The following is a 25,150-nucleotide window of genomic DNA, read 5'->3' on the forward strand; positions in this document are numbered from 1 at the left end:
GAGGCTCCAAATGTTTCGCGCAGCATTCCTTTTACGCTGCTTGTGCAGAAAGTACCAGAGGGCGTCGGGTCGCAAGGTCAGAACGGCCCCGTACGAGGTCCGATCGCATGTAGACCCTCAGTTAATAATAAACTAGCACAAGGCAAGTCCGGGCGAGGACAAGAAACAGAGTAGGGCAGGCAGATGCAAAGAAAAGCTGACCAGTTGAGGGCCGAGATCGCCAGCATCAGCGAACTTCTCAAAACCGGGCGACCGGATCGTGCGTTCAAACGGGCCGCCAAAGCTGCCAAGAAATGGCCAAAAGTCGCGGCCCTGCCAAGACTTGCAGGCATCAGCGCAGTGCAGCAGCAAAAGCCCAAGCTGGCCCAGACGCATTTCGAACAGGCCTGGCGGCTGGACCCCGGAAATGCCGAGTTGACGCAGAATTATGCGCTCAGCTTGGTGCAGGGTGGCGATCCCGCCGATGCACTGGCGTTTCTGGACAAGATCGCTGCGCGTGGCCCGTTCAGCCCCGCCCTGCAGTTCATCCGAGCGCTGGCCCTGTTGCAAGAGCAGCAACCGGAACAGGCGCTGGCCGATGTCGAGCAGGTTTTGAGTCGCGAACCTGTCAATCCGAATGCACAGATTCTGAAGGCGGATATTTTGGATTCGATGCACCGGTGGGAAGACGCCGTTGACGTGCTGACGGCGCTGGTCAAGAAACAGCCGAAATCCCTGCCCGGCCTTTTGCGGCTGACCAGATCGCAACTGGGGCTGGGGCAATTGGGCGACGTTCTGAAAAACGTGCGCGCCGCTCTTGTGTTGGCACCGGGGCATCCTGAAGCGCTCGAAATTATGGCCGGGCTGCCGAACCTCACTTTTGACGATATCGCCACGTTGCAGGTCCAGATTTCCGGATCGCTTGAACGTGGCCCTGCGGCCAACCCGGAGGATGAAGTGAAACTGCGGTTTGCTGCGGCAAATCTGGCGCGCCGGCAAAAGAATACGAAACAGGAAATGCAGCATCTGGCCGAAGCCCATAAGCTGCAGCGCAGTCGGTTCGAGGCGTGGGAGGAACGCAGCGCGAAAGATTGCGTCAGACGGTTGGCGGCCCCTTTGCCTGCTGCGAATTCTGGGGAAGCCGCAGGTCGTCCTCGGCCGATTTTCGTGGTGGGTCTACCCCGGTCCGGTACAACATTGGTAGAGCGTATTCTGGCCCGTCATTCCACCGCACAGGGGCTGGGTGAACTTGCGTCTGTCAACCAATGGGCTCGACAAGCCGAAGCGCAACCGGTGGAATGGCGCGCTGCAAACAAGCTGGCTGACTATTACGTCGCAAAGCTGCCCAAACTTGCCGGGGACGCCGAGGCTTTTGTCGACAAAGCGCCCGGAAACTATGCCTTTCTGGGTGAGATTGCGCAGGCTTTCCCCGATGCGGTGATCCTTAATGTGCTGCGCGACCCGCGCGATGTTGCCCTGTCCATGTGGCGCTCGAATTTCGGAGCGGGCGGGCTGTACTATACCCATGACCTGAGATGGATGGCGGCTGAGGCCAACCGGTATCAGCGCTATATGCGCCACTGGCACAAGGTTTTGCCAGGGCGCATTCACGATATCCGATATGAGGCTCTGGTGGGCAATTTGCAGGAAACGACCGAAGAACTGGCGCGGATTTGCGGTCTAGCGTTCGAGGACACCATGCTGACCCCGGACCAATCTGCGAATGCGATCAGAACGGCCAGTAATCTGCAGGCCCGACAGCCGGTGAACACAGCCTCGATCGGAGGTTGGCAGGCTGTGGCGGATCAGTTAGAGCCATTTGTGCAGGGGTTGGATGCCGATCTGTGGCCGGAATTGGTTGGCACAAATTCATAGAATGAAACACCGGGCACTTTTCCCGATTAGGCTGCCGCACGCTTGATTTGCGGAAAAGTTTTCTCGAACGGGCAAGGCTGCATTCCACTATCGCAGAAGTAATGCTCTGACATAGATGTGACTTCAAGCAATTGGTCTGTCGGAAACTGTTACACCGTCTGGCGATATCCGAGTCCCATAAACCAGCCGCTCCACTCCTTTCGCCTGCGCGGTATCGAAAGCTGCCGCATAAGTCGGGTCTATATCGAAGGCCAGCGTAAACCGGTCGCAATCGGTGCGCTGTACCAGATACAGCATGATCGCCCGGTGCCCTTGCGCTGCCATTGTTGCCAGCTCGCCCAAATGTTTGGTGCCACGGGCAGTGACGCTGTCGGGGAATTCGGCCAGACCGGGTTGACGGGACAGGGTGACGCTTTTGACCTCGACATAGGCGTCCGGCAGGTTGGGTTGGGTCAGCAAAAAGTCGATGCGGCTGTTTTCACCGTATTTCACCTCGGGGCGAACGGTTTCATAGGCGGCCAGTTCGGGGATTTCACGCGCCTCCAGCGCGGCGCGCAACGCCCGGTTCGGGACCGAGGTATCGACCCCGGTGAAATGCCCGTTTTCATGATCAACCAGCCGCCAGCCGTATTTCAGCTTTTTCTTCGGGTCGTCATTGGGTTCAAGCCAGATTTTCTCACCCGGTTCGGCCAGTCCCATCATCGAACCCGGATTGGCGCAATGGGCGGTGACCTTGCGCCCGTCCTCCAGCGTGCAATCGGCCAGAAAGCGTTTGTAGCGGCGGATCAGGCGGGCGGGGACAAGGGGGGTTTCAAATCGCATGTCTCAGGGCCTATACCTGCCCTAACGGTCGATCAAGAGGGGGCACGCGCCATGGCAAATCCAACCGCTGCAATGCTGGTGATCGGGGATGAGATCCTCTCGGGCCGGACCCGCGACGCGAATATGCACTATCTGGCCGGGGAACTGAGCAAACATGGTATCGACCTGAAAGAGGTGCGGATCGTTAGCGATGATGCCCTGGCGATTGAGGCGGCGGTTAAGGCACTGTCCGAGGGCCACGACCATGTGTTTACCAGCGGCGGCATCGGCCCGACTCATGACGACATCACTGCCGACTGCATTGCGCGCGCCTTTGAGGCGCAGATCGACATTCGCGACGATGCCCGTGCGCTGCTGCAAACGCATTATGACAAATCCGGGCTGGAGTTGAACGAGGCCCGCCTGCGCATGGCGCGCATTCCGGACGGGGCGGTGCTGATCGACAATCCGGTCTCGACCGCGCCGGGGTTCACCATTGAGAATGTGCATGTGATGGCCGGGGTGCCGTCGGTGTTTCAGGCGATGGTCGCAAGTGTATTGCCCGGCCTGACCGGGGGCAGCCCTTTGCTGTCGCAAACTCTGCGGGTGGACCGGGGTGAAGGCGATATTGCTGCCACTCTGTCCGCGTTGGCGGATGACTTCGCGGATCTGTCCATCGGGTGTTATCCGTTTCAGGTCAACGGGGTCTTTGGCGCTAACGTCGTGGTGCGCGGTACCGATGGCGCGCGCATCGATGCCGCCACCACCCGGCTTGCGAAAGAGCTTGAACTGTGAGCGTCAACTGGGCCGACATCGTTGACGGCACATGGCCTGCCGCGCGGTATGAGCGGCTGGGACCGTTTCAATTGCGTCAGGGGCAGGGCGGTGGGTCTCGTGTATCTGCAACCAATGCGCTGGGCCCAGCAAGCGAGGCAGATATCGACGCCGCCGAGGGTGCGATGCAGGCGACGGGGCAAAAGCGCATCTTCTGTCTGCGCCCGGGGGACGAGGCGCTGGACGCGCAACTGGCCGCGCGCGGCTATCAGGTTCTGGACCCGGTCAATATCTATGCCTGCCCTGTTGGTCATCTGACGGACACTCCGATCCCCGGCGTCACAGTGTTCCTCACGCCCGAGCCACTTGCGATCATGCGCGAGATCTGGGCGAAAGGCGGCATAGGCCCAGAGCGTGTGGCGGTGATGGAGCGTGCAAAGGGTCCCAAAACCGGCCTGCTGCTACGCCACACTGATCAGCCTGCCGGGACCGGGTTTGTTGCAATGCATAATGGGGTCGCGATGGTGCACGCACTGGAAATCCTGCCCGATCACCGCCGTCAGGGTCAGGGTGGCTGGGCCATGCGCGCCGCAGCCTTCTGGGCGCGGGACAACGGGGCAGGCACGCTCAGCGTGATCTGCACCAAGGAAAACGCCGGAGCCAACGGGCTTTATCGCACGCTCGGGATGGAGATTGTAGGCGAATATCACTACCGTCAGCTTGTTTAAGGAGAAAGCCCGACGTGACTGACCAAACCGCCCCCACTGCGCTGGACCTGCCGATGGTGGACCCGCTGCCACCCGAGACGCAGAAATACTTTGATATCTGTGTGGAGAAACTGGGCTTTGTACCGAACGTCCTGCGGGCCTATGCCTTTGATATCGACAAGCTGAACGCCTTCACCGCGACGTATAACGACCTGATGCTGGGCGACAGCGGCCTCAGCAAGCTGGAACGTGAGATGATCGCGGTGGTAGTATCGGCGATCAACAAGTGCTTTTACTGTCTGGTGGCCCATGGCGCGGCAGTGCGGCAATTGTCGGGTGACCCGCAGCTAGGCGAGATGCTGGTGATGAATTACCGCGTCGCGCCCCTGGACACGCGCCAGCGGGCGATGCTGGACTTTGCCGCCAAGATGACCACCGCCAGCACCCAGATTGAGGAACCTGACCGTCAGCGCCTGCGGGATGTAGGGTTCACCGATCGTGACATCTGGGACATCGCCAACGTGACCGGCTTTTTCAACATGTCGAACCGGGTTGCCAGTGCCACGGCGATGGTTCCGAACGACCAATACCACGCGCAAGCCCGATGATCCGCTTTGCCTCACTGATCCTGTTGATGTTGGCCGGGCAGGGGGTTGCGCAGGACCTGACGCTGCCTTCGGGCGCCCGTCAGCTAAGCGAACGGGTCAGCCCATTGGATAGCTATGACCTGCCCACTGGCCCGTTTGCCGATGGCACCCTGCCCGTGCGACAGGTTGAGGGGCGGGTCGAGCGTATCACCTGGCGTTTGCAGTCGGGGTCCAGTACGACACTGCAACTGCTGGCCCCACTGCGTGATCAGATCATTGCGCAGGGCTATGAGGTGTTGTTCGAATGTGAGGCCGCTAAGTGCGGTGGGTTTGATTTCCGGTTCGACACCGAAGTTGTCCCGACCCCGGACATGTATGTGGCGATACAGGACTATCGCTTTTTGTCAGCCTCGCGCGGTGACGATGTGCTAAGCCTGCTGGTCAGCCGCAACCCGCCCAGCGGGTACATTCAGTTGATCCGGGTCTCTCCGGTTGACGCAGAGGCCCCGCCTCCGCTGGTAATCGAGGAAACGGTCAGCCAGTCGGGTGGCCTGCTTACAGCCTTGACGCAGAACGGACATGTGATTCTTGACGACCTGCATTTCCGAACCGGTGAAATAACATTGGGTGAAGGCCCGTTTGCCTCGCTTGAGGTGATCGCAGGGTATCTGGCCGACAACCCCGGCGTTCGAATGGCGCTGGTGGGCCATACGGACGACACCGGCGCGTTGGACGCCAATATCTCGGTCAGCACTGGTCGGGCGCAAGCAGTGCGGGTCCGCCTGATCGAAGCGCATGGCGTTGCCGCAGACCGGCTCGAAGCGCGCGGCATTGGGTATCTGGCCCCGCTGACGTCGAACGCCACGCCCGAAGGCCGCGACCTGAATCGCCGGGTCGAGGCGGTTTTGCTGGTCAATTGACCCTAGTGAAATAGGTCAGGCAGGCGAACCGATCGAATACGAAAGGAGTTCACATGCCCGAGCAGACACCAACGCCACAGGCATTGATCATTGGCGCGGGGGCCGGACTGTCGGCCTCGTTCGCGCGAGCATTGGCGCAGGGTGGATACGCTGTGCATCTAACGGCTCGCAACGTGTCGGATCTGGAAACTTTGGCCGCCGAGACCGGCGCGACCTTGCATGAGTTGGATGGAACCGACGCGCAGGGCGTGGCGGCGCTGGTTGCCGACTTGCCGGGTGAATTGCGGGTTGCGTGCTATAACCCCTCGGCCCGGCAACGCGGCCCGATCACCGAGCTTGATCCGGAAACTGTCCGCAAGGCGGTAGAAGTCACCGCGCACGGGGCCTTTCTGCTGGGCCAGGCCGCTGCCCGCCGTATGTTGGAACAGCCGATGCGCGACAACCGTCGGGGTACGATCCTGTTCACCGGTGCCTCGGCCGGGGTCAGGGGCTTCCCGCTGTCAGCACCGTTTGCCATGGGCAAGTTCGCTCAGCGCGGTCTGGCGCAATCCATGGCCCGCGAACTGCACCCCAGAGGCATCCATGTGGCTTGGGTCAACATCGACGGCGGTATCCGCAACCCGAACCGGGGTGAGAGTGCCGACACGCCCGACGCCATGCTGGACCCGGACGCTATCGCGCGGGAATACATGCATTTGATTCGTCAGGATCGGTCCGCCTGGAGCGATGAACTGACCCTGCGCCCGTGGGTCGAACGGTTCTGAGCGGACAAAAAAAGACCCGCACAGATGCGCGGGCCGTTGAGGTTCACTGGGGGAGATATTACCACTCCATCGGGCCTTTTTCGTTGAGGGCCTCGACAAGAAAATCAATGAAAGCCCGCACCTTGGGCTGCGTAAAGCGCCCGGGCGGGTAGACGGCATAGATGCCTTGAACTTCATCCGGCAACGACGGCATTGCATCCAGAACCAAGCCGGATTTCAGGGCGTCTGCATACAGGTAGCTGGGCAGATACGCGATCCCCAGCCCCGAGATGGCCGCATTCAACAAGGACTGCCCGTCATTCACGCTTAGCCAGCCAGCAGTGCGAACTTGTCTCTTTTCGCCGGATGGCGCGGTCAGTTTCCAGACATTGCCCGATGATTGGCTGGAGTAATGCAGCAACTTGTGTTCGTTGAGGTCGTCGATCTTCTGCGGACGTCCGAATTTCTCGATATAGCTGGGCGCGGCGACCATCCGTTTCACGGTCTCGGTCAGCTTGCGCGCGCGCAGAGTACTGTCCTCCAGCTCGCCGATTCGCACGGCCACGTCGAACCCTTCAGAGATCAGTTCCACATAGCGATTGTTCAGAACCATGTTGACCGTGATATCCGGATAGGCGGCCAAGAAATCCGACAGAACCGGAGACAGATGATTCACGCCGAAATCTGTCGCCACGCTGATCCGCAGCAGTCCCGAGGGGGCGGACTGCATAGAGGTCACCAAAGCGTCAGCTTCACCTGCATCATTCAAGACGCGGCGCGCTCGGTCGTAGTAGGCCAGCCCGATTTCGGTGGGCGAAACGCGGCGCGTTGTGCGGTTCAGCAGCCGTGCGCCCAGCCGTGCTTCAAGGCTGGACACGTGCTTTGACACGGCCGACTTAGAGATGCCCATCTTTTTGGCTGCATCGGTGAATCCACCCTGGTCTACCACATTGGCAAAGGCTTCCATTTCGGTAAGTCGATCCATACTCGTTCCCCGGGTGCTTATTCTTTGCATCACTTTGGTTTCCAATCTGGGCGGAAACTGGGCAGACATGGGATAATATCAGGGATTTAAATCAGATCGTTTGCAGATGGGAAACGCGGAAACAATGGTTTCCCGCACCACCGCAGAGCCTGCAAGGCAAGGAGTTTCGGTGTTCCCACCCGAATGTGCTAGGATGAGAATGGCAAATTTGTGACCACGGAGGAGATCATGAAAGCCATACTTGCCCTAGCTGTGCTGTGCCTGTCCGCAACCGTTGCGCTGGCCGGAGGCGAAACCCCGTCCAACCCTGATGCGAAGGTTTATTTCGTGAACCTGTCCGAAGGGGACACCGTTCAATCCCCAGTCACAGTGGTCTTTGGCCTCAGCAACATGGGCGTAGCCCCCGCCGGGACTGAGAAGGAAAACACCGGTCATCACCACCTGCTGATCGACCGGCCGCCACTGGGTGAAGGGGAAGATGGCGCGGATGAACTGGCCAACGGCCTCCCCTCGGACGACAACCATCTGCATTTCGGTGGGGGTCAAACCGAGGTGACGCTGGATCTGGCCCCCGGTGAGCATACGCTGCAACTGGTGCTGGGTGATGCGGGCCACGTGCCGCATTCCACGCCGATTGTGTCCGAGGTGATTACGATTACGGTGGAATAGCCACCGAAACCGCCCGAAAAGCCGGTTTACAATAATCTGAATGTCGGAAACTCTGCTCCCAACCGAAGGGGGGCAGAATGACGCCAGAGTTTTTCCTTACATCCTTGATTGTCGTGCTTTTGCCGGGAACCGGGGTCATCTACACATTGGCCGTTGGCCTGGGGCGCGGGTTTCGCGCCAGTCTTGCTGCTTCGGCGGGATGCACACTGGGGATCATCCCGGCAGCTTTGGCCAGCATCATCGGGCTTGCAGCTCTTTTGCATACCAGTGCGCTGGCGTTTCAGGTCATCAAGTATCTGGGTGTCCTCTACCTGTTCTACATGGCCTGGGGGATCGTCAAAGAAGGCGGAGCCATGGAGGTCAACGCCGAAAAATCCTCGGCAGGCCATCTCAAGATTGCGGCGACCGGGACATTGATCAATGTTCTGAACCCCAAACTATCTTTGTTTTTTCTGGCGTTCCTGCCTCAGTTTCTGCCTGCAGGCACGGCAAATGCCGGTTTGGAACTGGCCAAGATGGCCGCCGCCTTCATGGCGATGACCTTTGTGGTGTTTGTCGGATACGGCGCCTGCGCAGCCCTTGCACGGGACTACGTCCTTCGCAGACCATCCGTGATGGCCTGGATCAAACGATGTTTCGCGACAGCATTCGGTGCGTTGGGCGTCAAGCTGGCGCTGTCTGAGTGATCAGAGGGAAGCCGCCAACCTTGTGCCCTGATTGATCGCCCGTTTCGCGTCCAGTTCCGCCGCCACATCCGCACCGCCGATCACATGCGGAGTAACCCCGCGTTCGATCAGCGCATCTGCTAGGCTGCGCTCGGAAACCTGACCGGAACACAGAACGATTGTATCTGCATTGATTACAGTGGGATCGGCACGCTCTTCACCAAAGCTGATATGCAGGCCGTCGTCGTCGATGCGTTCGTAATTTACGCCGCCTACGAAGTTGACGTCCTTCATCTTCAGCGTTGCACGGTGAATCCAGCCGGTCGTCTTGCCCAGCCCCTTGCCATGCGCCTGTTTCTTACGTTGCAGCAACGTGACGTCTCGCGCGGGGGCTGCGGGTTGCGGACCTTCTGGTGCAAGGCCCGAGCGGTGCTGTGCAGGATCGGTCACGCCCCATTCCTTCATCCAAGCGGGCAGGTCGGTGGTGATGCTGTGGCCGTTCTCCAGTAGGAATTCGGATACGTCGAACCCAATGCCGCCCGCGCCGATAACGGCGACGGACTTGCCGACCTCGGCCTTGTCGCGTAGCACGTCGATATAGTTGATGACGTTGTCACGGTCCTGCCCTGGAATCTGTGGATCGCGGGGGGTGACGCCGGTGGCGATGATCACCTCGTCAAAACCGATCAGGTCGTCAGCGCTGACCTCGCGGTTCAGCTCCACCTTGACGCCCAGATCGGCCATCATAGTGCGGTACCAGTCGACCAGCCCCCAGAATTCTTCCTTGCCCGGCACCTGTTTGGCCATGTTCAGCTGACCGCCGATCTCAATGGCGCGGTCGAACAAGGTCACGTCATGGCCGCGCTGGGCGGCGGTCATCGCGGTGGACAGGCCAGCCGGACCGGCGCCAACAATGGCGACCGTCTTCGGCGTCTCGGCTTTGCCGATTTCCAATTCGGTCTCATGGCAGGCGCGTGGGTTTACAAGGCACGAGGTCAGCTTGCCGCTGAACGTGTGATCCAGACAGGCCTGGTTGCATGCGATACACGGCGCGATCTGCGCGGATTGACCGGCAATCGCCTTGTTCACGAAATCAGCATCGGCCAGCATCGGACGGGCCAGCGACACCATGTCGGCGCAGCCGGTGGACAGAACCTCTTCGGCGACTTCGGGCGTATTGATCCGGTTCGAGGTGATCACCGGGATGCCAACTTTGCCCATCAGCTTTTTCGTCACCCAGGCAAAGGCCGCGCGCGGCACGCTGGTGGCGATGGTGGGAATCCGAGCTTCATGCCAACCAATGCCGGTGTTGATAATCGTGGCCCCGGCCTGTTCGATCCGCTGGGCCAGTTCCACAACCTCTTCATGGGTCGAGCCATTGGGAATCAGATCGATCATCGACAGGCGGTAGATGATGATGAAATCGGTGCCCACGGCCTCACGCGTGCGGCGTACCACTTCGATCGGCAGGCGCATCCGGTTTTCATAGGACCCGCCCCAGCGATCCTCACGCTTGTTGGTATGGGTTACGAGGAACTGGTTCAGGAAATACCCCTCGGACCCCATGATCTCGACCCCGTCATAGCCTGCCTTCTGGGCCAGAACGGCGGCGTTGACGATATCGCTGATCTGCTTCTCGATCCCGTCCTCATCCAGCTCATTCGGCGGAAAGGGTGAGATCGGGGATTTCACCGGGCTGGGCGCCACGCATTTCGGACCATAGGCATAACGCCCCGCGTGTAGGATCTGCATGGCGATCTTGCCGCCCGCCTCATGCACGCGCTGGGTCACGATCGAGTGGTTCGCGACCTCTGTGTCATTGGTCATCATCGACGCGCCGGGCAGGACCGAGCCTTCAAGGTTCGGGCCAATCCCACCCGTTACCATCAGCGCAACACCGCCACGGGCCCGGGCCGCATAGAATTCGGCCACGCGGTTCCAGTCGCCGGTCTCTTCCAGCCCCGTATGCATCGAGCCCATCAGGACGCGGTTTTTCAACGTGGTAAAGCCCAGATCCAGCGGGGCCAGCATGTTTGGGTACGCAGTCATGGCGAACTCTCCCTCCCGATTCTTAGGTGCTAGATTGACGTTCGCGTCATCTTTGTCACGTGGAACCTAACGTCACACCCTTTGCTGTTCTTGAGCGGCTTGATACAGAGTTTCCAGAGCAAAGTACGAGGCCGCGCATGACCCCCGAAGAAATCGCCAAACTGCCCTATCGCCCCTGCGTCGGGTTGATGCTGATGAACGCCGAGGGCAAGATTTTCGTCGGCCAGCGCAATGATCGCCACGCGGATGCCTGGCAGATGCCTCAGGGCGGCGTGGACAAGGGCGAAGCCCCTCGCGATGCGGCCCTGCGTGAGTTGTGGGAAGAAACCGGAGTGACCGCCGATCTGGTCGAGGTCGTGGCAGAAACCGACGGTTGGCTGCCCTATGATCTGCCCCACGACATCGTCCCAAAAATCTGGAAAGGCCGCTATCGTGGGCAGGAACAGAAATGGTTCCTGCTGCGCTTCACCGGCCGCGACGATCAGATCAATATCGAAACCGCCCACCCGGAGTTCACCCGCTGGAAATGGCAGGAACCCGGTAAACTGATCGAAGAAATCGTGCCGTTCAAACGCGACGTGTATGAGCTGGTGGTCGAAGCTTTTGCTGATTACTTAGGCTGAAGGTTGCGTGCGAACCCATCTGGTTTGAACCGCACATGTGCGTCCTGTCCCGCTTTGTCCAAGTCGTATAGTTCCGGCTGGGACTGCAGATAGTGCCGCCAAGTCTTATCTTTCTGTTCGCTGATCTTGACCCCATGTTGCCGGTGCATCTTTGCCCCCAAAATGGTCAGACGCATACCTGCGCCGTTTTTGCTGTTGGCGGCAATAATCTTTTGAATTTGTTGATCCATCTCGGTTGTTTTGACGCTTTCGTTCGTCTCCGGTTTTGACTTTGTTGAAGAACTCAATTCAAAGAACTGCGAACAGGAGCATCGAACGTTCGCTGGAGTTTTTGCCTCACCCACGCCAATGGTCGTGCCACCGTACTCGCGTAGCCGCCGATGCAGGTGGACGAAATCGCCGTCCGAACTTGCGATGATTAAGGTGTCGATGTTCTGGCGCAAAGCCAACTCGATCGCGTCGATAGCCAGCATTAGGTCGGTGGCGTTCTTGCCGGTACCGCTGTGGATCAGGTGAAAGCTGCTCGCATCATGCCAAAGTGAATTTTGCTGCGCGTTCATATAGACCCTTGCAATGTCAACGCGCCCGTTTTGCTGACCGGTCTTGAGAATTTCATCGCAATGGGTTGCGCTGATATTGTCTCCATCGACCAACTCGGCCACCCGTTTTTTCATTCGTTAAATGTCTCCTTGTTCAATGCGATTTTCCTAGTGTCATTTTGAGGCGAAATTTTGACCCCTGCCGCGCCAATCACTCCACGACAACTTGCCGTGAGGGGGCGTGGTTTGGGGTCTGGTAGCCTTCTAGCTTGGTGGGCATGAAAGACTCTGCTCACGCCCAATTCACCATTGTTCCCGCCGGACGCTCGTTCAAAGGCAAAGACCAGCGCGCACCGTTGCGTGATGGGCTGCAAAGCTGTGGTGAATACGGCGCAGGCCAGACGGCGGGGCGGTTCTATCCCATCGCCTGCGTCGCGCTTGAGGTCACCCAGCGCTGTAATCTGGACTGCACGCTCTGTTACCTCTCGGACCGGGCTGAGATGACCTATGATCCGCCGCTCTCGGTGCTGTTTGCGCGGCTGGCGACGATCCGCAGCCACTACGGCACCGGGGTTTCGGTGCAACTGACCGGGGGAGACCCGACCTTGCGCAAGGTTGAAAACCTTGTAGCGCTGTGCCGCGAGATTCGCCGATTGGGGATGCGGTCCTGCCTGATGACCAACGGCATCCGCGCCAGCCGGGCGATGCTGACACGACTGGCGGCGGCGGGGCTGGACGATGTGGCCTTTCACGTCGACATGACGCAGGAACGCAAAGGGTTCCACAGCGAGGTTGAACTGAACACTGTCCGTCGCGCCTATATCCGCCGGGTCCGCGGGCTGGGGCTGCGCATTCTGTTCAACACCACGGTTTTTGGAGGCAATTTCGAGGACCTGAAGGCGCTTGCCAGATTCCTGCGGGATTGTCCCGAGGTCGCCTTTGTCTCGTTTCAGATGCAGGCCGATACCGGGCGCGGCGTCCTGCGTGCGCGGCCGGATGCGATTACGCAGGACAGCGTGGCCCGAGCGGTCGAGGCGGGGTATGAGACGCCGCTGCATTTTAGCGCGGCCGCCGTGGGGCATTCCAAATGCAACCGTTACGCCAGTGTTGTCACGGCCGGAGGGCGTGCAGTTTCGCTGCTATCGAACCAGCCACTGGTGAATAAAGTGATCGCAGCTCTGGAAGACGTTGACGACAAGCAGGACGCCTATATCCGTATCCGCCCCACGCTGCGTCGTGCGATCCGCCGTTACCCTTTGCTGGCGTTACGAGCGCTGGGACAACTGGTTTTCAGCGTGGCGCGTCTGGGGCCGGGGCTGTTGCGCGGCCCGGTGCGGCGGCAAGCAGTATTTATTCACAACTTTATGGCGGCCGATGATCTAGAGGAGGACCGTTGCGCGTCGTGTGTGTTCATGGTGGCCACAGCGAACGGCCCCTTATCGATGTGCGTGCACAACGCGCAGCGTGATCTTCACCTAACTAGCCCGGACCGGATTGATGACCCCACCGGGCCGAGCTGGTGGAATGCAGCCGTGCCGCGTCTGTCACGGCAGGCGAACCTGCCTGATCTAAACGACCCGGCCTTGGCGCCGCTCAAACGGCTGAAGGGGCAGATGCGGGTCCTGCGCCGGAACGAGAAGGACGCGTCATGAAAAAGCTGTTGATTCTGATGTTGTTGCCTTTGCTGGCTGCCTGCTCCAGCGTCGAGCGTCTGGCCTTGCCTGCACCCGAAGTGTTGCCGGGACAAACTCTGACCCAGTTCGCGTCTGTGCCGGGTCATCAGGTCGATCACCGGATGTGGAGCGCCTTCCTCTCCCGCTATGTCGCGCCGGATACCCGAGGTGTAAACCGAGTGGCGTATGGGGAGGTGACCCAGGCGGATCGGGTGCGGCTGGACAGGTATCTGGCCGATCTGCAATCTGTAGACCCGATGCGGCTGACCCGTGATCAACAGCTGGCGTACTGGATCAACCTCTACAACGCCGTGACGGTAAGTGTCGTTCTTGAAAACTACCCCGTCGACTCGATCCGTGACATCAAGGACGGCCCGCTGTCCATCGGACCTTGGAGCCGTCCGTTGGTAGAGGTTATGGGTCAGAAGTTGAGCCTGAACGACCTAGAACACCGCATTATCCGACCTGTGTTCGATGAGCCGCGCATCCACTATGCGTTGAACTGTGCTGCCGTGGGGTGCCCGAACCTGATGGATCGCGCCTGGCAGGCTGAAACCTTGGAGCGTGACTTTACGGCCGCTGAACACGCCTATGTCAATGACCCGCGCGGGGTCCGGTTCGATGAGAATGGCGGGTTAATTCTGTCAAAAATCTACATCTGGTTCCGTGAGGACTTTGGCCCGAACGAGAAGGCACTTCTGCTCAGTATCCAGAAGTCAGCAGACCCAGAACTACGCGCGCTACTCAAAGAGGCCCAACGCGTAAAAGCCTATAGATACAACTGGGCCTTGAACGATGCGCGACCTTAGAGATCAGTATTCAGGGCGATTCTTGCTGCAGTCTCTGCGTGTTGGCCAGTAAAATGGGTCAATATGTCCGCTCAAAACAAGGAATACCGGGTGGTTTTGTGTACTTTCCAGTCGCCTCAAACGAAAATAACAAAAGATTTATGTGAGTTGAAAACTTTTTGCTGCAATCTCGGCCTAAATATGGCAACCTTAGCTAAACTTTGCACCATGTTAAAAAGTAGAGGATAGTAATGAGTTTGCTGAGGATTTGTAAAGTTGCCGCTGTAGCGGTTACCTTAACAGCAGGATCCGCATACGCGTCGACGGTGAACTTCTTGGTCGGAGCGGGTTCAGGTACAACTTCAACATCAAATTGTTATAATTGTGATATTACCATTACACCGAATGGTGGGCTGATTGGTTCGGCTTTCTCGCTTGGTGTTGGTGAGACAGAGCGTTTGGCACTATTTGATGTAGAGCTAGGCCTTGAACACTCGAGGTTTGCATTCGGAGCATTCACTGTAGATACGACGCTGGAATTTACCTCTCCTGGCGGATCAGTATTTAGTGAGGGAGATGGTGGATTCGCGAACTTCCTTGGGTTCATTACCCTTGGTGCTTTGGAATGGCAGCAGAACGTCTTCAACATTGCTTTTGGAAACGGTGGTATCTACACCGTCACCCTTGAACAAGGTGTCGATTTGATCTTGGGGAACTCCCGCACAATCTATGCCGATGTGACTCTGGATGTCGCACCGGTTCCACTGCCCGCACCGTTCCTGCTTCTTTTGGGCGGCATTGGTGGTTTGGGTGTGCTGCGACTGCGCCAAAGGAAATCAGCATTGCCCGCATAGGGTCAATCACCTGGAACAAGTTGTACAGCAGTTAACCGTAAGTGGTTAGCTGCTGTTTTTTTTTGGACAGGGGATTTCAGAGGCGATTGAGCTCACCCAAAAGCTGCGCTTTGGTTTTCAAGCTTCAACCCGAATTGGGTGATCTACTCTGAGATTTTGAGCCAGTTTTAGGCACGTATGAAACGACCACCGCAGCGGATTAGTTGCCAAGCTCGGTCCGGGCGCCCACTCACTTACAGCAGTCCAGCGTCGCGCAGCAATTCCTGCATGTTCGCTTCGGGCCGCGGGCCGATATGGCTGATGACCTCGCGGGCGCAGACATTGCCGATCTTGGCGCAAGTCTCGTAATCGCGGCCCGTCGCCATGCCAAACAGAAACCCGGCGGCGAACTGATCGCCCGCACCGGTTGCGTCCACCGGCACCACCTTTTCCACCGGCACATCGATACGCTGATCTTCATATAAAACGGTCACACCGTCGCCCGAGCGGGTGCAGACGACCAAGGGGCAAATCTCGGCGGTTTTGACCAGTGCTTCTTCCAGATCGTCGGTTTCGAACAGCGACTTGATCTCGGCCTCGTTTCCGATGACAAAATCCAGCTCATTCTCGATCAGCAGCAGGAAATCGACCCGGTGACGTTCGACGCAGAACGGGTCGGAAATGGCGATACCGGCCTTGCCGCCGCCCTTATGGCAATTGCGCGCGGCCTCAAGGAACGCAGCCTTGCCCTTTTCCTTGTCGAACAGATAGCCTTCAAGGAACATGATCTGGCTGTTGCCCGCCACGTCCGAGGACACATCGGCCGAGGACAGCTCGGACGAAATGCCCAGATAGGTGTTCATCGACCGCTCGCCATCAGGCGAAACAAAAATCATCGAACGCGAGGTTGGCAGTTCCCCACCTGGAACCGGAGGGTTCACGAAATCAACACCATCCTCGTTCATCGCATCCGCGTAGAACCGGCCCAGGGCGTCGTCATGCACGCGTCCGATGAACGCCGCGTCCAGACCCAGCGCACCGGCCCCGGCAATGGTGTTGGCCACGGACCCGCCCGGCGTCTGCACCCGGCCCTCCATCGAAGCATACAGAACTTCGCCGCGTTCCTGCTCGATCAGTTGCATGATGCCTTTTTCGATCCCCATCAGTTCCAGGAAACTGTCATCGGCTTGAGAAATAACGTCCACAACGGCATTGCCGATGCCAACAAGCTGGTAGGTTTTCATAAGTTCTTGTCCTCAAATTCGCAGAGATCGCGGATGATACAGGTGCCACACATGGGTTTGCGGGCTTTGCAGTGATAGCGGCCATGCAGGATCAGCCAGTGATGTGCATGGAGCTGGAAGTCGGTTGGAATATTGTCCTCGATGGCGCGTTCGACCGCATCCACGTTTTTGCCTGGACAAATGCCCGAGCGGTTGCCCACGCGAAAGATATGGGTGTCCACTGCCTGCGCCGGATAGTGCCACCACATGTTCAGCACTACATTGGCCGTCTTACGCCCGACCCCCGGCAGCGATTGCAGCGCGGCGCGGGAGTTGGGAACCTTGCCGTCGTAGTCTTCGACTAGTATGCGGCTCAGTTTGATGACGTTCTTGGCCTTTTGCCGAAACAGACCGATGGTCTTGATATGTTCGATCAAGCCCTCTTCGCCCAAATCCAGCATCTTTTGGGGCGTGTCAGCGATCTTGAACAGCTCTTTGGTGGCTTTGTTCACGCCCGCATCGGTCGCCTGCGCCGAAAGTGCCACAGCCACGACCAGAGTATAGACGTTTACATGGTCCAACTCGCCCTTTGGTTCGGGGTCGGCCTCGTGAAAACGGGTAAAGATCTCGCGGATCTTGTGATATCCAAGTTGTTTTGCCATCCGGGCCTTAATGCCGCCCGTGAGGCCGTGACACAAGCCCAAAGCCATTGCGCATGTTCCGGGTCGCGGGGACGTAACCGGCGCGCTATGTTTAATCCCAGACAAAGAGGTGAGAGACATGAACGTCCAGACCCCCGAAAGTGGCTATCATTATAACGTCATGCGGCGCGCGATCGAGCTGATCGATCAGGGCGGCGAGAGCCTCAGCCTTGAGGAGCTGGCCCGTCAGATGGACATGAGCCCGGCCCATTTCCAGCGCCTGTTCTCACGCTGGACCGGTGTGTCACCGAAACGGTATCAGCAATACCTGACGCTGGGCCACGCCAAGGCGCTGCTGCGGGAACGGTTCACCACGCTAGAAACGGCGCATAACGTCGGCTTGTCCGGCAGTGGCCGCCTGCACGATCTGTTCCTGAAATGGGAATCCATGAGCCCCGGCGAATACGCCCGCAAAGGCGCAGACCTGACGATCTATTGGGGCTGGTTCGAAAGCCCCTTTGGCCCGGCGCTGGTTATGGGCACCGACAAAGGTATCTGCGGCATGGCCTTCGGTGCCGAAACCGGTGAAGAAGAGGCGATGGAGGATATGCTTTCGCGCTGGCCGCAGGCGGAATTCGTCGAGGACCCGATGCGCCTGCGCCCCTGGGTGCTGAGCGCTTTCGGATCGGTCAGCGACCGGCTAGAACCAACGCCGCTGTACCTGATCGGTTCACCCTTGCAGATCAAAGTATGGGAGGCGCTGATGCATATCCCATCCGGTCAGGTGACGACCTATTCCGAGATCGCGGAACGGGTGGGTTCGCCGCAGGCGGTGCGTGCCGTGGGGACAGCGGTCGGGCGCAACCCGGTCAGTTGGCTGATCCCATGCCACCGGGCGCTGCGCAAATCCGGCGGCTTAGGAGGGTATCACTGGGGCCTGCCTGTCAAACGCGCTATGCTGGCCTATGAAGCTGCTCAGGCGGATGCCTGAGACATAGAGCGAGGCACCGTCAGGTGCCTCACAACTGGATAAGGTTATTCCGCGGCCCAGCCGCCGACGGCTTTGACTTCCAGAAAATCTTCCAAGCCCCAAACGCCACCTTCACGCCCGTTCCCGGACTGTTTCATCCCTCCGAACGGAGAACCTGCGCTGCGCGACTGTCCGTTCATCTCAACCATGCCGGACCGCAACACCCGCGCCATTCGATTGGCACGGGCGCCGTCCTGCGTCTGGACATAGTTGGTTAGGCCATAGGGAGTGTCATTGGCGATCTCAACGGCCTCTTCCTCGGTGTCGAAGGGGATCATGGTCAGGACCGGGCCAAAGATTTCCTCACGGGCGATGGTCATCTGGTTGTTGGCATCAGCAAAAACCGTGGGGCGCACGTAATAACCCTTGTTTAGACCTTCGGGCCGTCCGGTGCCGCCCGCAACCAGACGGGCGCCTTCGTCGATGCCTTTCTGGATCAGGTCTTGAATCTTGGTCCACTGCACCTCGTTCACCACCGGTCCGATATGGCGACCTTCCTCTAGCGCTGGTCCAACCTTGACCATGTCTGCCACCTCGGCTGCTGTCTCAACCGCCTGATCATAAATCGGGCGTTGGACCAGCATCCGGCTGGGGGCATTACAGCTTTGGCCGGTATTCTGCATCATGTGCAGCACGCCGCGTTTGACGGCCTTTTCATCGGCATCGGCAAAGATCACATTTGCGCCCTTGCCACCCAGTTCCAGATGCACTTTCTTCAGTGTCTCGGCTGCGTTCTTGGAAATTGCAGTGCCTGCGCGGGTTGATCCGGTAAAGCTGACCATATCCACATCAGGATGCGCCGACAGGTGCGATCCGACGCCGACCCCATCGCCGTTCACCAGATTGAATACACCTGGCGGAAAGCCGGCCTCATCCATCATCTCGGCAAAGATCATCGCGTTCAGCGGGCTTTGTTCCGAGGGTTTGAGTACCATGGTGCATCCCGCAATCGCTGCCGCGCCGACCTTGAGCGTGATCTGGTTCATTGGCCAGTTCCATGGCGTGATCAGGGCAGCGACGCCGACGGCCTCAAAGATGATACGGTCATTGGGGGCGTGGTCACCCAGAGGGCGATCGAATTGAAAGGCCTTGGCGGCGCGGATGAAGTTCTTCAAGTGATACATCCCGGCGCCAGACTGTGCGGTCCGCGACAGGTCCAGCGGCGCGCCCATCTCAAGCGACATCGCCTGCGCCAGGTCCTCGGATCGTGTCTGGTAAATCTCGACCAGCTTCTCGACCAGCGCGATCCGCTCTGCGACCGGAGTGGCCATCCAGCCGGGCAGTGCGGCCTTGGCAGCGGCGACGGCGGCGTCCGTGTCCGCCTGTGCGCCCAGAGAGATCACGGCGCAGGGCTCCTCGGTTGAGGGGTTGATCACTTCGAAGTCATTGGCCGCCGACGGGGCGACCCACTGACCGTTGATGTAGAAATCGCGTTTTTCGATCATGGTGCATCCTCCTGTGCGAACCGTCTAAACCCGGTGTGTCGGGGCCACTCTGGCACTGGCGCTGGGGCGCGGCAAGCTGTAATTTGATCAAATTATTTAATGGCCCAAAATGGTTTAACAATTGCGCAAAGTGTTTAGGTTGACGACAACCGACTCGGATTTTTCACAGGAGAGGAGATTTACCATGGGTTTGCGTATCAACGATACAGTTCCGAATTTCACAGCAGAAACGGATCAGGGCACCATTCAGTTCCACGACTGGATAGGCGACAGCTGGGCCATCCTGTTCTCGCACCCCAAGGATTTCACTCCGGTCTGCACCACCGAATTCTCGGCCGTGGCACAACTGAACGACGAATGGGCGGCGCGCGGCACCAAGGTGATCGGTGTGTCGGTAGACGGGGTCGAAGACCACAAGAAGTGGAAAAAAGACATCGAAGAATACGGTAAGGCCAATCCGGGCTTCCCGATCATCGCCGACGATGGTCTGGCCGTTTCCAAAGCCTTCGATATGCTGCCCGCCGAGGCTTATCTGCCCGATGGCCGTACGCCCGCGGACAGTGCCACGGTGCGGTCGGTCTTTATCATTGGGCCGGACAAGCAGTTGAAACTGTCGATGACCTATCCGATGACCGTGGGCCGGAATTTTGCCGAAATTCTGCGGGCGCTGGACGGGTTGCAGATGTCGGCCAAAGGTGTGGCGACACCTGCCAACTGGGTGCCGGGTGAGGATGTGATCATCCCGCCTGCGGTATCGAATGAAGAAGCGAAAGAGAAGTTCGGCGAGTTTGAGACGATCTTCCCCTATCTGCGCAAGACCAAGGCACCGTCATAAGTCGGAACCGGGTCAGGGGGGCTACCTGCCCCCCACATCGCGCCTCAGGCGCGTTTCTCTTCGAAAGTGTTTTCAGGACGCTAAAGTAGTGCATGCCCCCGTGCATTGAGCACGGGAACATGGGGAGAAGAGAAAACTGGAGGAAAACTCTTTCCTCTGTGCACTCAAAACCCGTAGCGCAGGCCGACGTTGACGCTGAATGCGTCGATATCGTCTTCGACCGTACCGGTCGAAACACCATTGGGGGCTAGTCGTTCGGATGAGACGTCGAACGCGCGGGAATAGCGAGTGTCTAACGTCAGCGCCACGTTCGAATCGATTTCATACGCAACACCGGCGATGACTTGCGCCGCAAAGTTCGTGTCGCTGCCGTCCAGCGAAACTCCGGGGCCATAGGCGAAATCCACATCAGAATAGGTAGCCCCCAGACCCAGACCGACATATGGGGTGAAGGCTCCGGCCTGTTTGAAATCAACCAGAACATTCGCAAATAGCGAAGTCTGCGCGACGTCGCCCGAGATGTTGCCTTCGGCTGCCGGACCATTGCCCGAGAAATTTACGCCATCCACGTCGCCTTCGCGATAGGACAGCTCCAATTCAACTCGCGTTCCGATCTGGTTGTTGGACCATTGAGGAATTTCAGTCCCCACCGCGATCCCAAGCCCATAGCCGGTGTCGAAATCCGTATCCACCGACTGAGATGATCTGTTGACAGTTCCGCTGAAGTCGCTGTCCTGCAACTGGCTGAAACCGGCGTAGCCCTGAAAATACAGACCTTCCGGCAAGCTTTGTGCGGCCAACCCCGATGCGCTGATCGTCAAGGCAGCCGAAGCCAAAATGAGACGCGTAACCATAACCATGTCCTTTGTTCCGAATTTGGTATGGCGCACATGTGGGCGAAGCTGGCGAGAAAGAAAGGCGCAGGACACTCACTTCGATTCACGGGTTTTTGGGAAGGTGTGAGTGAATAATCACGGCCAGAAAACTCAGGTGAAAAAAGGATGGTTTCTGGGGTTGGTTGGTCAAATTCAGGAACGTTTCCTGAAAGTTCTGAGGACCGTAAAGCATCCTATAAAGCTAATTAATCAGCAGGGCCTCAGGTCAACTACGGGGATGGCGTCTGATAGGTTGGGTGTTTCCGCGTAGTTCCGCCAACGGTCGAAATTGGCTGGCTGCGAACTCGGGCGTCATTGCGCTATGACCTGTGAATATGTGCTATTGCAAACAGTCCGCATCGGGAAAAAAGGGCACAAGTTCAGAAAACGGGCGAAACATGGTAGGATGTCTAAGGCGGGCGTAGCTACAGGCCGGACAATCAGAAACATCGGGCATTCAGACTGTGTACCACAGGAGAACACGATGGCATTTACAGATTGGTACGTTGAAGGCGAAGCTTTTGGAAACTGCGTTTGCGGATATGCCTGCCCCTGCCAGTTCGAGGAATTACCGACACACGGCCATTGCCGTGGGTTCGAAGTGCTTGAAATCGCCAAGGGTCATTTTGGGGATGTTGACCTTGAGGGAACGAAGGCAGCGTTAATTTATGCCTGGCCCGGTCCGATCTTTGAAGGCGGAGGAGAGATGCAGGTGATCATTGATCCCAGTGCCTCGGACGCGCAGCGCGCAGCGCTGGAAAAGGTATTTCACGGCGAAGAGACAGAAGAAATGGCGACCCATTGGTATGTCTTCCGTGCGATGTGCGAAACCGTGCACGAAACCCTGTATGTGCCGATTGAATTCGAAATGGACATGGAAGGTCGAACGGCCAAAGTCGTTATCGGTGATGTTCTGCAATCTACCGGCGAACCTATTCAAGCGCCTCATGGCGGTGGGCCGCATCGTGTCCGGATCGACATTCCGGGTGGCATCGAATTCACTCTGGCAGAGATTGGTAGCGCATCGACCAAAGCAAATGCGGCTATAACGCTGGATCTGAAGGACAGCTATGGCCAGTGGCACATCATGAAGCACGGGCCATCCGGGGTGGCACACTGACGGGGATCAGGCCTCGCCGAAATCCACCAGAACCGGGGCTGTATCATAGATGATCCGGACGGATTTGAACCTGCTTTGATCGCCGGTCAGTTCAAACAGGTCGACGCATTCGATCGTCTCGGGGTGACCGTCCCGAATGGTGCGCGTGTAATTGAAATGCACTGCCATCTGAGGCGCGCCGGATGTATCTGCAAAGGTGTTCTTATGAACGGTTGACCGGTCGCTCGTGATGTTCATGACGTTTGTGTAGAAGTCTCGTGCCGGTTGCTTGCCCGATATCGGAGAGATCGCCGTGGCATCCTCAGCAAACAAACTTAGCATCATGGCCAGATCGCCGCTTTCGATGGCTTGCAGGTATTGCCGCGCCAGTTCATCCATTTGGTTTTTGTTAGACATCACCAACCCTCCTGCTGGGCGGCACTGTACCATAAAAAAGGCCCCGGTGGTTCACCGGGGCCTTCATCATTTGAGAGAGGAACAGATTACTCTGCGCTTTCCTCTTTCTTTTCTTTCTTCTCGGGAACGATCTCTTCGCCGGTTTCCTGATCGACGACTTTCATCGACAGGCGGACCTTGCCGCGATCGTCAAAGCCCAGAAGCTTGACTTTCACTTCCTGACCTTCCTTCAGAACATCCGACGGATGGTTCAGACGGCGGTTTTCGATCTGGGACACGTGCACCAGACCGTCGCGCTTGCCAAAGAAGTTCACGAAGGCACCGAAGTCGACGATCTTGACCACTTTACCGGTGTAGATCTGACCTTCTTCCGGCTCGGCCACGATCGAATAGATCATGTCATAGGCCTTCTTGATCGATTCACCATCCGGCGAGGCGATTTTGATGACGCCGTCGTCGTTGATGTCGACCTTGGCACCCGAGGTTTCCACGATCTCGCGGATGACCTTACCGCCCGAGCCGATCACTTCGCGGATCTTGTCGGTGGGGATGTTCATGGTTTCGATGCGCGGGGCGTGGACCGAGAATTCGTTGGTCTCGGAGAGCGCCTTGCCCATCTCACCCAGAATGTGCATCCGGCCTTCTTTGGCCTGTGCCAGAGCGGTTTCCATGATCTGCGGCGTGATGCCTGCGACCTTGATGTCCATCTGCAGCGAGGTGATGCCGTTTTCGGTACCTGCCACTTTGAAGTCCATGTCACCCAGGTGGTCTTCGTCACCCAGGATGTCGGTCAGAACAGCATATTCACCGTCATCTTCCAGGATCAGACCCATGGCCACACCGGCAACCGGTGCTTTCAGCGGAACACCCGCGTCCATCATCGACAGCGAACCGCCGCAGACAGAGGCCATCGAGCTTGAGCCGTTGGATTCAGTGATCTCCGACACCACGCGAACGGTGTAGGGGAAATCTGTCGGTGCGGGTAGAACAGCCTGCAACGCACGCCATGCCAGCTTGCCGTGGCCGATTTCGCGACGACCGGGCGAACCAACGCGGCCAACTTCACCAACCGAATACGGAGGGAAGTTGTAGTGCAGCAGGAAGTTCGATTTGAAGTTGCCGTGCAGCGCGTCGATGAACTGCTCATCGTCACCGGTGCCCAGCGTGGTAACGGCCAGCGCCTGAGTTTCACCACGGGTGAACAGGGCGGAACCGTGCGTACGCGGCAGCAGTGAGGTTTCGGCTTCGATGGCACGAACATCGGTGGTCGAGCGACCGTCGATGCGCTTGCCGCCTTTGACGACGTCGCCGCGCAGGATGCCTGCTTCCAGTTTTTTCATCGCCGAACCCAGGTTGCCGTCTTCCAGCTGTTCCTCGGTCAGTGCTTCTTTGATCGCTTCACGGGCAGCGGCAACAGCGGCGGTGCGCTCTTGCTTGTCGGTGATTGCGAACGCGGCGCGCATCTGCTCTTCACCGGCAGCCGAAACAGCGGCATACAGTTCTGAGTAATCGGGCGCTTGGAAGTCAAACGGCTCTTTCGCGGTTTCTTCGGCCAGATCGATGATCAGGTCCAGAACCGGCTGGATTTGCTCATGCGCAAAGTTCACGGCGCCCAGCATTTCTGCTTCGGACAGTTCGTATGCTTCCGATTCCACCATCATCACGGCGTTCTTGGTGCCGGCGACAACCAGATCCAGACGCTGTTCCGGATTCAGGCGCAGGTCCTGCATGTCATCCACGGTCGGGTTCAGGACGTACTCGCCATCCACGAAACCAACGCGGGCACCGGCGATTGGGCCACGGAACGGCGCGCCCGAGATGGTCAGCGCAGCCGATGCAGCGATCATCGCAACGATGTCGGGATCGTTGACCAGGTCGTGGCTCAGCACGGTGCACATCACCAGAACTTCGTTCTTGAATCCGTCAACGAACAGCGGGCGGATCGGACGGTCGATCAGACGCGCGGTCAGCGTCTCTTTCTCGGTCGGGCGCGCCTCGCGCTTGAAGAAGCCACCCGGAACTTTACCGGCGGCATAGTATTTCTCTTGATAGTGCACGGTCAGCGGGAAAAAGTCCTGACCGGGCTTTTGTTGCTTGGCAAAGGTCACGTTGGCCATGACGCTGGTTTCGCCCAGCGTGGCAATTACGGTGCCGTCAGCCTGACGGGCAACCTTGCCGGTTTCCAGCGTAAGCGTCTCTTCGCCCCACTGCATCGATTTCTTCGTTACATCAAACATATGCGTATCCTAGAACGGAGCACTCCCGCCCCTGCGGGTCTCCGGTTTGAATGGCGACCCCATTGCCGCCGACCCCATTTATCTTCCATTCGAGTGCCGGGGTCAGGGCACAACGTCTCAGATACCGCGCGCATACAT

Annotated in this window: 25 protein-coding genes; 15 read left to right on the forward strand and 10 right to left on the reverse strand. The window is 58.4% G+C overall.

Features of this window, described 5'->3' with window-relative positions; translation table 11 throughout:
* Positions 1-183: 183 nt before the first annotated feature.
* The gene (locus ACR0ER_RS07685; protein ID WP_480768414.1) at positions 184-1,854 is read left to right on the forward strand and encodes a tetratricopeptide repeat-containing sulfotransferase family protein; all 1,671 of its coding nucleotides are present in this window, start codon (positions 184-186) and stop codon (positions 1,852-1,854) included.
* Positions 1,855-1,977: 123 nt separating this feature from the next.
* On the opposite strand, the gene sfsA is transcribed toward ACR0ER_RS07685, so the two are convergent.
* Positions 1,978-2,676: a DNA/RNA nuclease SfsA gene (gene sfsA, locus ACR0ER_RS07690; RefSeq protein WP_480768415.1), complete on the reverse strand. Its 699-nt coding sequence runs from the start codon at positions 2,674-2,676 to the stop codon at positions 1,978-1,980.
* Between the two features lie 51 nt (positions 2,677-2,727).
* Between sfsA and ACR0ER_RS07695 the strand changes: the two genes are divergently transcribed.
* The 5 genes from ACR0ER_RS07695 to ACR0ER_RS07715 are packed head-to-tail and all read left to right on the forward strand — an operon-like array spanning position 2,728 to position 6,407.
* Positions 2,728-3,450 carry a competence/damage-inducible protein A gene (locus ACR0ER_RS07695; RefSeq protein WP_480768416.1) on the forward strand — a complete coding sequence of 241 codons (723 nt, stop codon included), beginning with the start codon at positions 2,728-2,730 and terminating at the stop codon, positions 3,448-3,450.
* Complete coding sequence (locus tag ACR0ER_RS07700; protein ID WP_480768417.1) at positions 3,447-4,157, forward strand: GNAT family N-acetyltransferase; 711 nt, start codon at positions 3,447-3,449, stop codon at positions 4,155-4,157. Before ACR0ER_RS07695 ends, ACR0ER_RS07700 begins: the two co-directional genes overlap by 4 nt.
* Positions 4,158-4,171: 14 nt before the next feature.
* The gene (locus ACR0ER_RS07705) at positions 4,172-4,744 is read left to right on the forward strand and encodes a peroxidase-related enzyme (protein ID WP_170329658.1); all 573 of its coding nucleotides are present in this window, start codon (positions 4,172-4,174) and stop codon (positions 4,742-4,744) included.
* Complete coding sequence (locus ACR0ER_RS07710; RefSeq protein ID WP_480768418.1) at positions 4,741-5,643, forward strand: OmpA family protein; 903 nt, start codon at positions 4,741-4,743, stop codon at positions 5,641-5,643. The genes ACR0ER_RS07705 and ACR0ER_RS07710 overlap by 4 nt, the downstream gene beginning before the upstream one ends.
* Positions 5,644-5,696: 53 nt before the next feature.
* On the forward strand, positions 5,697-6,407 hold the full coding sequence (locus ACR0ER_RS07715; RefSeq protein ID WP_480768419.1) for an SDR family NAD(P)-dependent oxidoreductase: 711 nt from the start codon (positions 5,697-5,699) through the stop codon (positions 6,405-6,407).
* A gap of 58 nt (positions 6,408-6,465) precedes the next feature.
* Here the strand turns inward: ACR0ER_RS07715 and ACR0ER_RS07720 are convergent, their stop codons facing one another.
* A complete protein-coding gene (locus tag ACR0ER_RS07720; protein WP_170329655.1) occupies positions 6,466-7,371 on the reverse strand; it encodes a LysR family transcriptional regulator in 906 nt (301 codons plus the stop codon).
* Between the two features lie 228 nt (positions 7,372-7,599).
* Here ACR0ER_RS07720 and ACR0ER_RS07725 point away from each other — a divergent pair, with 228 nt between their 5' ends.
* Both ACR0ER_RS07725 and ACR0ER_RS07730 read left to right on the forward strand, forming a co-directional pair.
* Complete coding sequence (locus ACR0ER_RS07725) at positions 7,600-8,040, forward strand: DUF4399 domain-containing protein (RefSeq protein ID WP_480768420.1); 441 nt, start codon at positions 7,600-7,602, stop codon at positions 8,038-8,040.
* A 77-nt stretch (positions 8,041-8,117) separates the two neighbouring features.
* Positions 8,118-8,726: a LysE family translocator gene (locus ACR0ER_RS07730; protein WP_480768421.1), complete on the forward strand. Its 609-nt coding sequence runs from the start codon at positions 8,118-8,120 to the stop codon at positions 8,724-8,726.
* Here the strand turns inward: ACR0ER_RS07730 and ACR0ER_RS07735 are convergent, their stop codons facing one another.
* Positions 8,727-10,754 (reverse strand): FAD-dependent oxidoreductase, encoded by a 2,028-nt coding sequence (locus ACR0ER_RS07735; RefSeq protein WP_480768422.1) that lies wholly within the window; start codon positions 10,752-10,754, stop codon positions 8,727-8,729.
* A 137-nt stretch (positions 10,755-10,891) separates the two neighbouring features.
* Between ACR0ER_RS07735 and ACR0ER_RS07740 the strand changes: the two genes are divergently transcribed.
* Positions 10,892-11,377 (forward strand): RNA pyrophosphohydrolase, encoded by a 486-nt coding sequence (locus tag ACR0ER_RS07740; RefSeq protein ID WP_480768423.1) that lies wholly within the window; start codon positions 10,892-10,894, stop codon positions 11,375-11,377.
* Here the strand turns inward: ACR0ER_RS07740 and ACR0ER_RS07745 are convergent.
* Positions 11,365-12,051, reverse strand: coding sequence for an NYN domain-containing protein (locus ACR0ER_RS07745; RefSeq protein WP_480768424.1), 687 nt, complete (start codon positions 12,049-12,051; stop codon positions 11,365-11,367). The two genes, ACR0ER_RS07740 and ACR0ER_RS07745, sit on opposite strands and share 13 nt — an antisense overlap.
* A 143-nt stretch (positions 12,052-12,194) precedes the next feature.
* Between ACR0ER_RS07745 and ACR0ER_RS07750 the strand changes: the two genes are divergently transcribed.
* The 3 genes from ACR0ER_RS07750 to ACR0ER_RS07760 all read left to right on the forward strand — a co-directional run bounded on the left by ACR0ER_RS07750 (position 12,195) and on the right by ACR0ER_RS07760 (position 15,231).
* Positions 12,195-13,568, forward strand: a complete 1,374-nt coding sequence (locus tag ACR0ER_RS07750) for a radical SAM protein (protein WP_480768425.1) — start codon at positions 12,195-12,197, stop codon at positions 13,566-13,568.
* Positions 13,565-14,398 carry a DUF547 domain-containing protein gene (locus ACR0ER_RS07755; RefSeq protein ID WP_480768426.1) on the forward strand — a complete coding sequence of 278 codons (834 nt, stop codon included), beginning with the start codon at positions 13,565-13,567 and terminating at the stop codon, positions 14,396-14,398. The genes ACR0ER_RS07750 and ACR0ER_RS07755 overlap by 4 nt, the downstream gene beginning before the upstream one ends.
* Before the next feature lie 230 nt (positions 14,399-14,628).
* Positions 14,629-15,231, forward strand: coding sequence for a hypothetical protein (locus ACR0ER_RS07760; RefSeq protein WP_480768427.1), 603 nt, complete (start codon positions 14,629-14,631; stop codon positions 15,229-15,231).
* A gap of 233 nt (positions 15,232-15,464) precedes the next feature.
* Here the strand turns inward: ACR0ER_RS07760 and ACR0ER_RS07765 are convergent, their stop codons facing one another.
* Both ACR0ER_RS07765 and nth read right to left on the reverse strand, forming a co-directional pair.
* On the reverse strand, positions 15,465-16,454 hold the full coding sequence (locus tag ACR0ER_RS07765; RefSeq protein WP_480768428.1) for an adenosine kinase: 990 nt from the start codon (positions 16,452-16,454) through the stop codon (positions 15,465-15,467).
* Positions 16,451-17,095, reverse strand: a complete 645-nt coding sequence (nth, locus tag ACR0ER_RS07770; RefSeq protein WP_480768429.1) for an endonuclease III — start codon at positions 17,093-17,095, stop codon at positions 16,451-16,453. Before nth ends, ACR0ER_RS07765 begins: the two co-directional genes overlap by 4 nt.
* A 118-nt stretch (positions 17,096-17,213) precedes the next feature.
* Here nth and ACR0ER_RS07775 point away from each other — a divergent pair, with 118 nt between their 5' ends.
* Positions 17,214-18,065 (forward strand): methylated-DNA--[protein]-cysteine S-methyltransferase, encoded by an 852-nt coding sequence (locus ACR0ER_RS07775; RefSeq protein WP_170329644.1) that lies wholly within the window; start codon positions 17,214-17,216, stop codon positions 18,063-18,065.
* Between the two features lie 44 nt (positions 18,066-18,109).
* Here the strand turns inward: ACR0ER_RS07775 and ACR0ER_RS07780 are convergent, their stop codons facing one another.
* Positions 18,110-19,549, reverse strand: a complete 1,440-nt coding sequence (locus tag ACR0ER_RS07780) for an aldehyde dehydrogenase family protein (protein WP_480768430.1) — start codon at positions 19,547-19,549, stop codon at positions 18,110-18,112.
* Positions 19,550-19,733: 184 nt separating this feature from the next.
* Here ACR0ER_RS07780 and ACR0ER_RS07785 point away from each other — a divergent pair, with 184 nt between their 5' ends.
* Positions 19,734-20,384 (forward strand): peroxiredoxin, encoded by a 651-nt coding sequence (locus ACR0ER_RS07785; protein ID WP_480768431.1) that lies wholly within the window; start codon positions 19,734-19,736, stop codon positions 20,382-20,384.
* A 164-nt stretch (positions 20,385-20,548) separates the two neighbouring features.
* On the opposite strand, the gene ACR0ER_RS07790 is transcribed toward ACR0ER_RS07785, so the two are convergent.
* Positions 20,549-21,238: an outer membrane protein gene (locus tag ACR0ER_RS07790; RefSeq protein ID WP_480768432.1), complete on the reverse strand. Its 690-nt coding sequence runs from the start codon at positions 21,236-21,238 to the stop codon at positions 20,549-20,551.
* Between the two features lie 505 nt (positions 21,239-21,743).
* On the opposite strand from ACR0ER_RS07790, the gene ACR0ER_RS07795 reads away from it, so the two are divergent.
* On the forward strand, positions 21,744-22,379 hold the full coding sequence (locus ACR0ER_RS07795) for a DUF1326 domain-containing protein (protein WP_170329640.1): 636 nt from the start codon (positions 21,744-21,746) through the stop codon (positions 22,377-22,379).
* 6 nt (positions 22,380-22,385) lie between these two features.
* Here ACR0ER_RS07795 and ACR0ER_RS07800 read toward each other — a convergent pair whose 3' ends face one another.
* Together ACR0ER_RS07800 and pnp are read right to left on the reverse strand one after the other, a co-directional pair.
* Positions 22,386-22,775, reverse strand: a complete 390-nt coding sequence (locus ACR0ER_RS07800; protein ID WP_480768433.1) for a nuclear transport factor 2 family protein — start codon at positions 22,773-22,775, stop codon at positions 22,386-22,388.
* Positions 22,776-22,861: 86 nt separating this feature from the next.
* The gene (gene pnp / locus ACR0ER_RS07805; RefSeq protein ID WP_170329638.1) at positions 22,862-25,012 is read right to left on the reverse strand and encodes a polyribonucleotide nucleotidyltransferase; all 2,151 of its coding nucleotides are present in this window, start codon (positions 25,010-25,012) and stop codon (positions 22,862-22,864) included.
* Positions 25,013-25,150 lie beyond the last annotated feature (138 nt).

The sequence above is a fragment of the Ruegeria sp. CH8 genome, from assembly GCF_056536985.1.

Coding starts and splice junctions, on each gene's coding strand:
- pnp (WP_170329638.1), bottom strand. CDS start 25,012: ATGTTTGATGTAACGAAGAAATCGATGCAGTGGGGCGAAGAGACGCTT.
- ACR0ER_RS07750 (WP_480768425.1), top strand. CDS start 12,195: ATGAAAGACTCTGCTCACGCCCAATTCACCATTGTTCCCGCCGGACGC.
- ACR0ER_RS07720 (WP_170329655.1), bottom strand. CDS start 7,371: ATGGATCGACTTACCGAAATGGAAGCCTTTGCCAATGTGGTAGACCAG.
- ACR0ER_RS07740 (WP_480768423.1), top strand. CDS start 10,892: ATGACCCCCGAAGAAATCGCCAAACTGCCCTATCGCCCCTGCGTCGGG.
- ACR0ER_RS07800 (WP_480768433.1), bottom strand. CDS start 22,775: ATGTCTAACAAAAACCAAATGGATGAACTGGCGCGGCAATACCTGCAA.
- sfsA (WP_480768415.1), bottom strand. CDS start 2,676: ATGCGATTTGAAACCCCCCTTGTCCCCGCCCGCCTGATCCGCCGCTAC.
- ACR0ER_RS07745 (WP_480768424.1), bottom strand. CDS start 12,051: ATGAAAAAACGGGTGGCCGAGTTGGTCGATGGAGACAATATCAGCGCA.
- ACR0ER_RS07755 (WP_480768426.1), top strand. CDS start 13,565: ATGAAAAAGCTGTTGATTCTGATGTTGTTGCCTTTGCTGGCTGCCTGC.
- ACR0ER_RS07735 (WP_480768422.1), bottom strand. CDS start 10,754: ATGACTGCGTACCCAAACATGCTGGCCCCGCTGGATCTGGGCTTTACC.
- ACR0ER_RS07725 (WP_480768420.1), top strand. CDS start 7,600: ATGAAAGCCATACTTGCCCTAGCTGTGCTGTGCCTGTCCGCAACCGTT.
- ACR0ER_RS07685 (WP_480768414.1), top strand. CDS start 184: ATGCAAAGAAAAGCTGACCAGTTGAGGGCCGAGATCGCCAGCATCAGC.
- ACR0ER_RS07715 (WP_480768419.1), top strand. CDS start 5,697: ATGCCCGAGCAGACACCAACGCCACAGGCATTGATCATTGGCGCGGGG.
- ACR0ER_RS07775 (WP_170329644.1), top strand. CDS start 17,214: ATGAACGTCCAGACCCCCGAAAGTGGCTATCATTATAACGTCATGCGG.
- ACR0ER_RS07780 (WP_480768430.1), bottom strand. CDS start 19,549: ATGATCGAAAAACGCGATTTCTACATCAACGGTCAGTGGGTCGCCCCG.
- ACR0ER_RS07760 (WP_480768427.1), top strand. CDS start 14,629: ATGAGTTTGCTGAGGATTTGTAAAGTTGCCGCTGTAGCGGTTACCTTA.
- ACR0ER_RS07785 (WP_480768431.1), top strand. CDS start 19,734: ATGGGTTTGCGTATCAACGATACAGTTCCGAATTTCACAGCAGAAACG.
- ACR0ER_RS07710 (WP_480768418.1), top strand. CDS start 4,741: ATGATCCGCTTTGCCTCACTGATCCTGTTGATGTTGGCCGGGCAGGGG.
- nth (WP_480768429.1), bottom strand. CDS start 17,095: ATGGCAAAACAACTTGGATATCACAAGATCCGCGAGATCTTTACCCGT.
- ACR0ER_RS07790 (WP_480768432.1), bottom strand. CDS start 21,238: ATGGTTACGCGTCTCATTTTGGCTTCGGCTGCCTTGACGATCAGCGCA.
- ACR0ER_RS07695 (WP_480768416.1), top strand. CDS start 2,728: ATGGCAAATCCAACCGCTGCAATGCTGGTGATCGGGGATGAGATCCTC.
- ACR0ER_RS07765 (WP_480768428.1), bottom strand. CDS start 16,454: ATGAAAACCTACCAGCTTGTTGGCATCGGCAATGCCGTTGTGGACGTT.
- ACR0ER_RS07730 (WP_480768421.1), top strand. CDS start 8,118: ATGACGCCAGAGTTTTTCCTTACATCCTTGATTGTCGTGCTTTTGCCG.
- ACR0ER_RS07795 (WP_170329640.1), top strand. CDS start 21,744: ATGGCATTTACAGATTGGTACGTTGAAGGCGAAGCTTTTGGAAACTGC.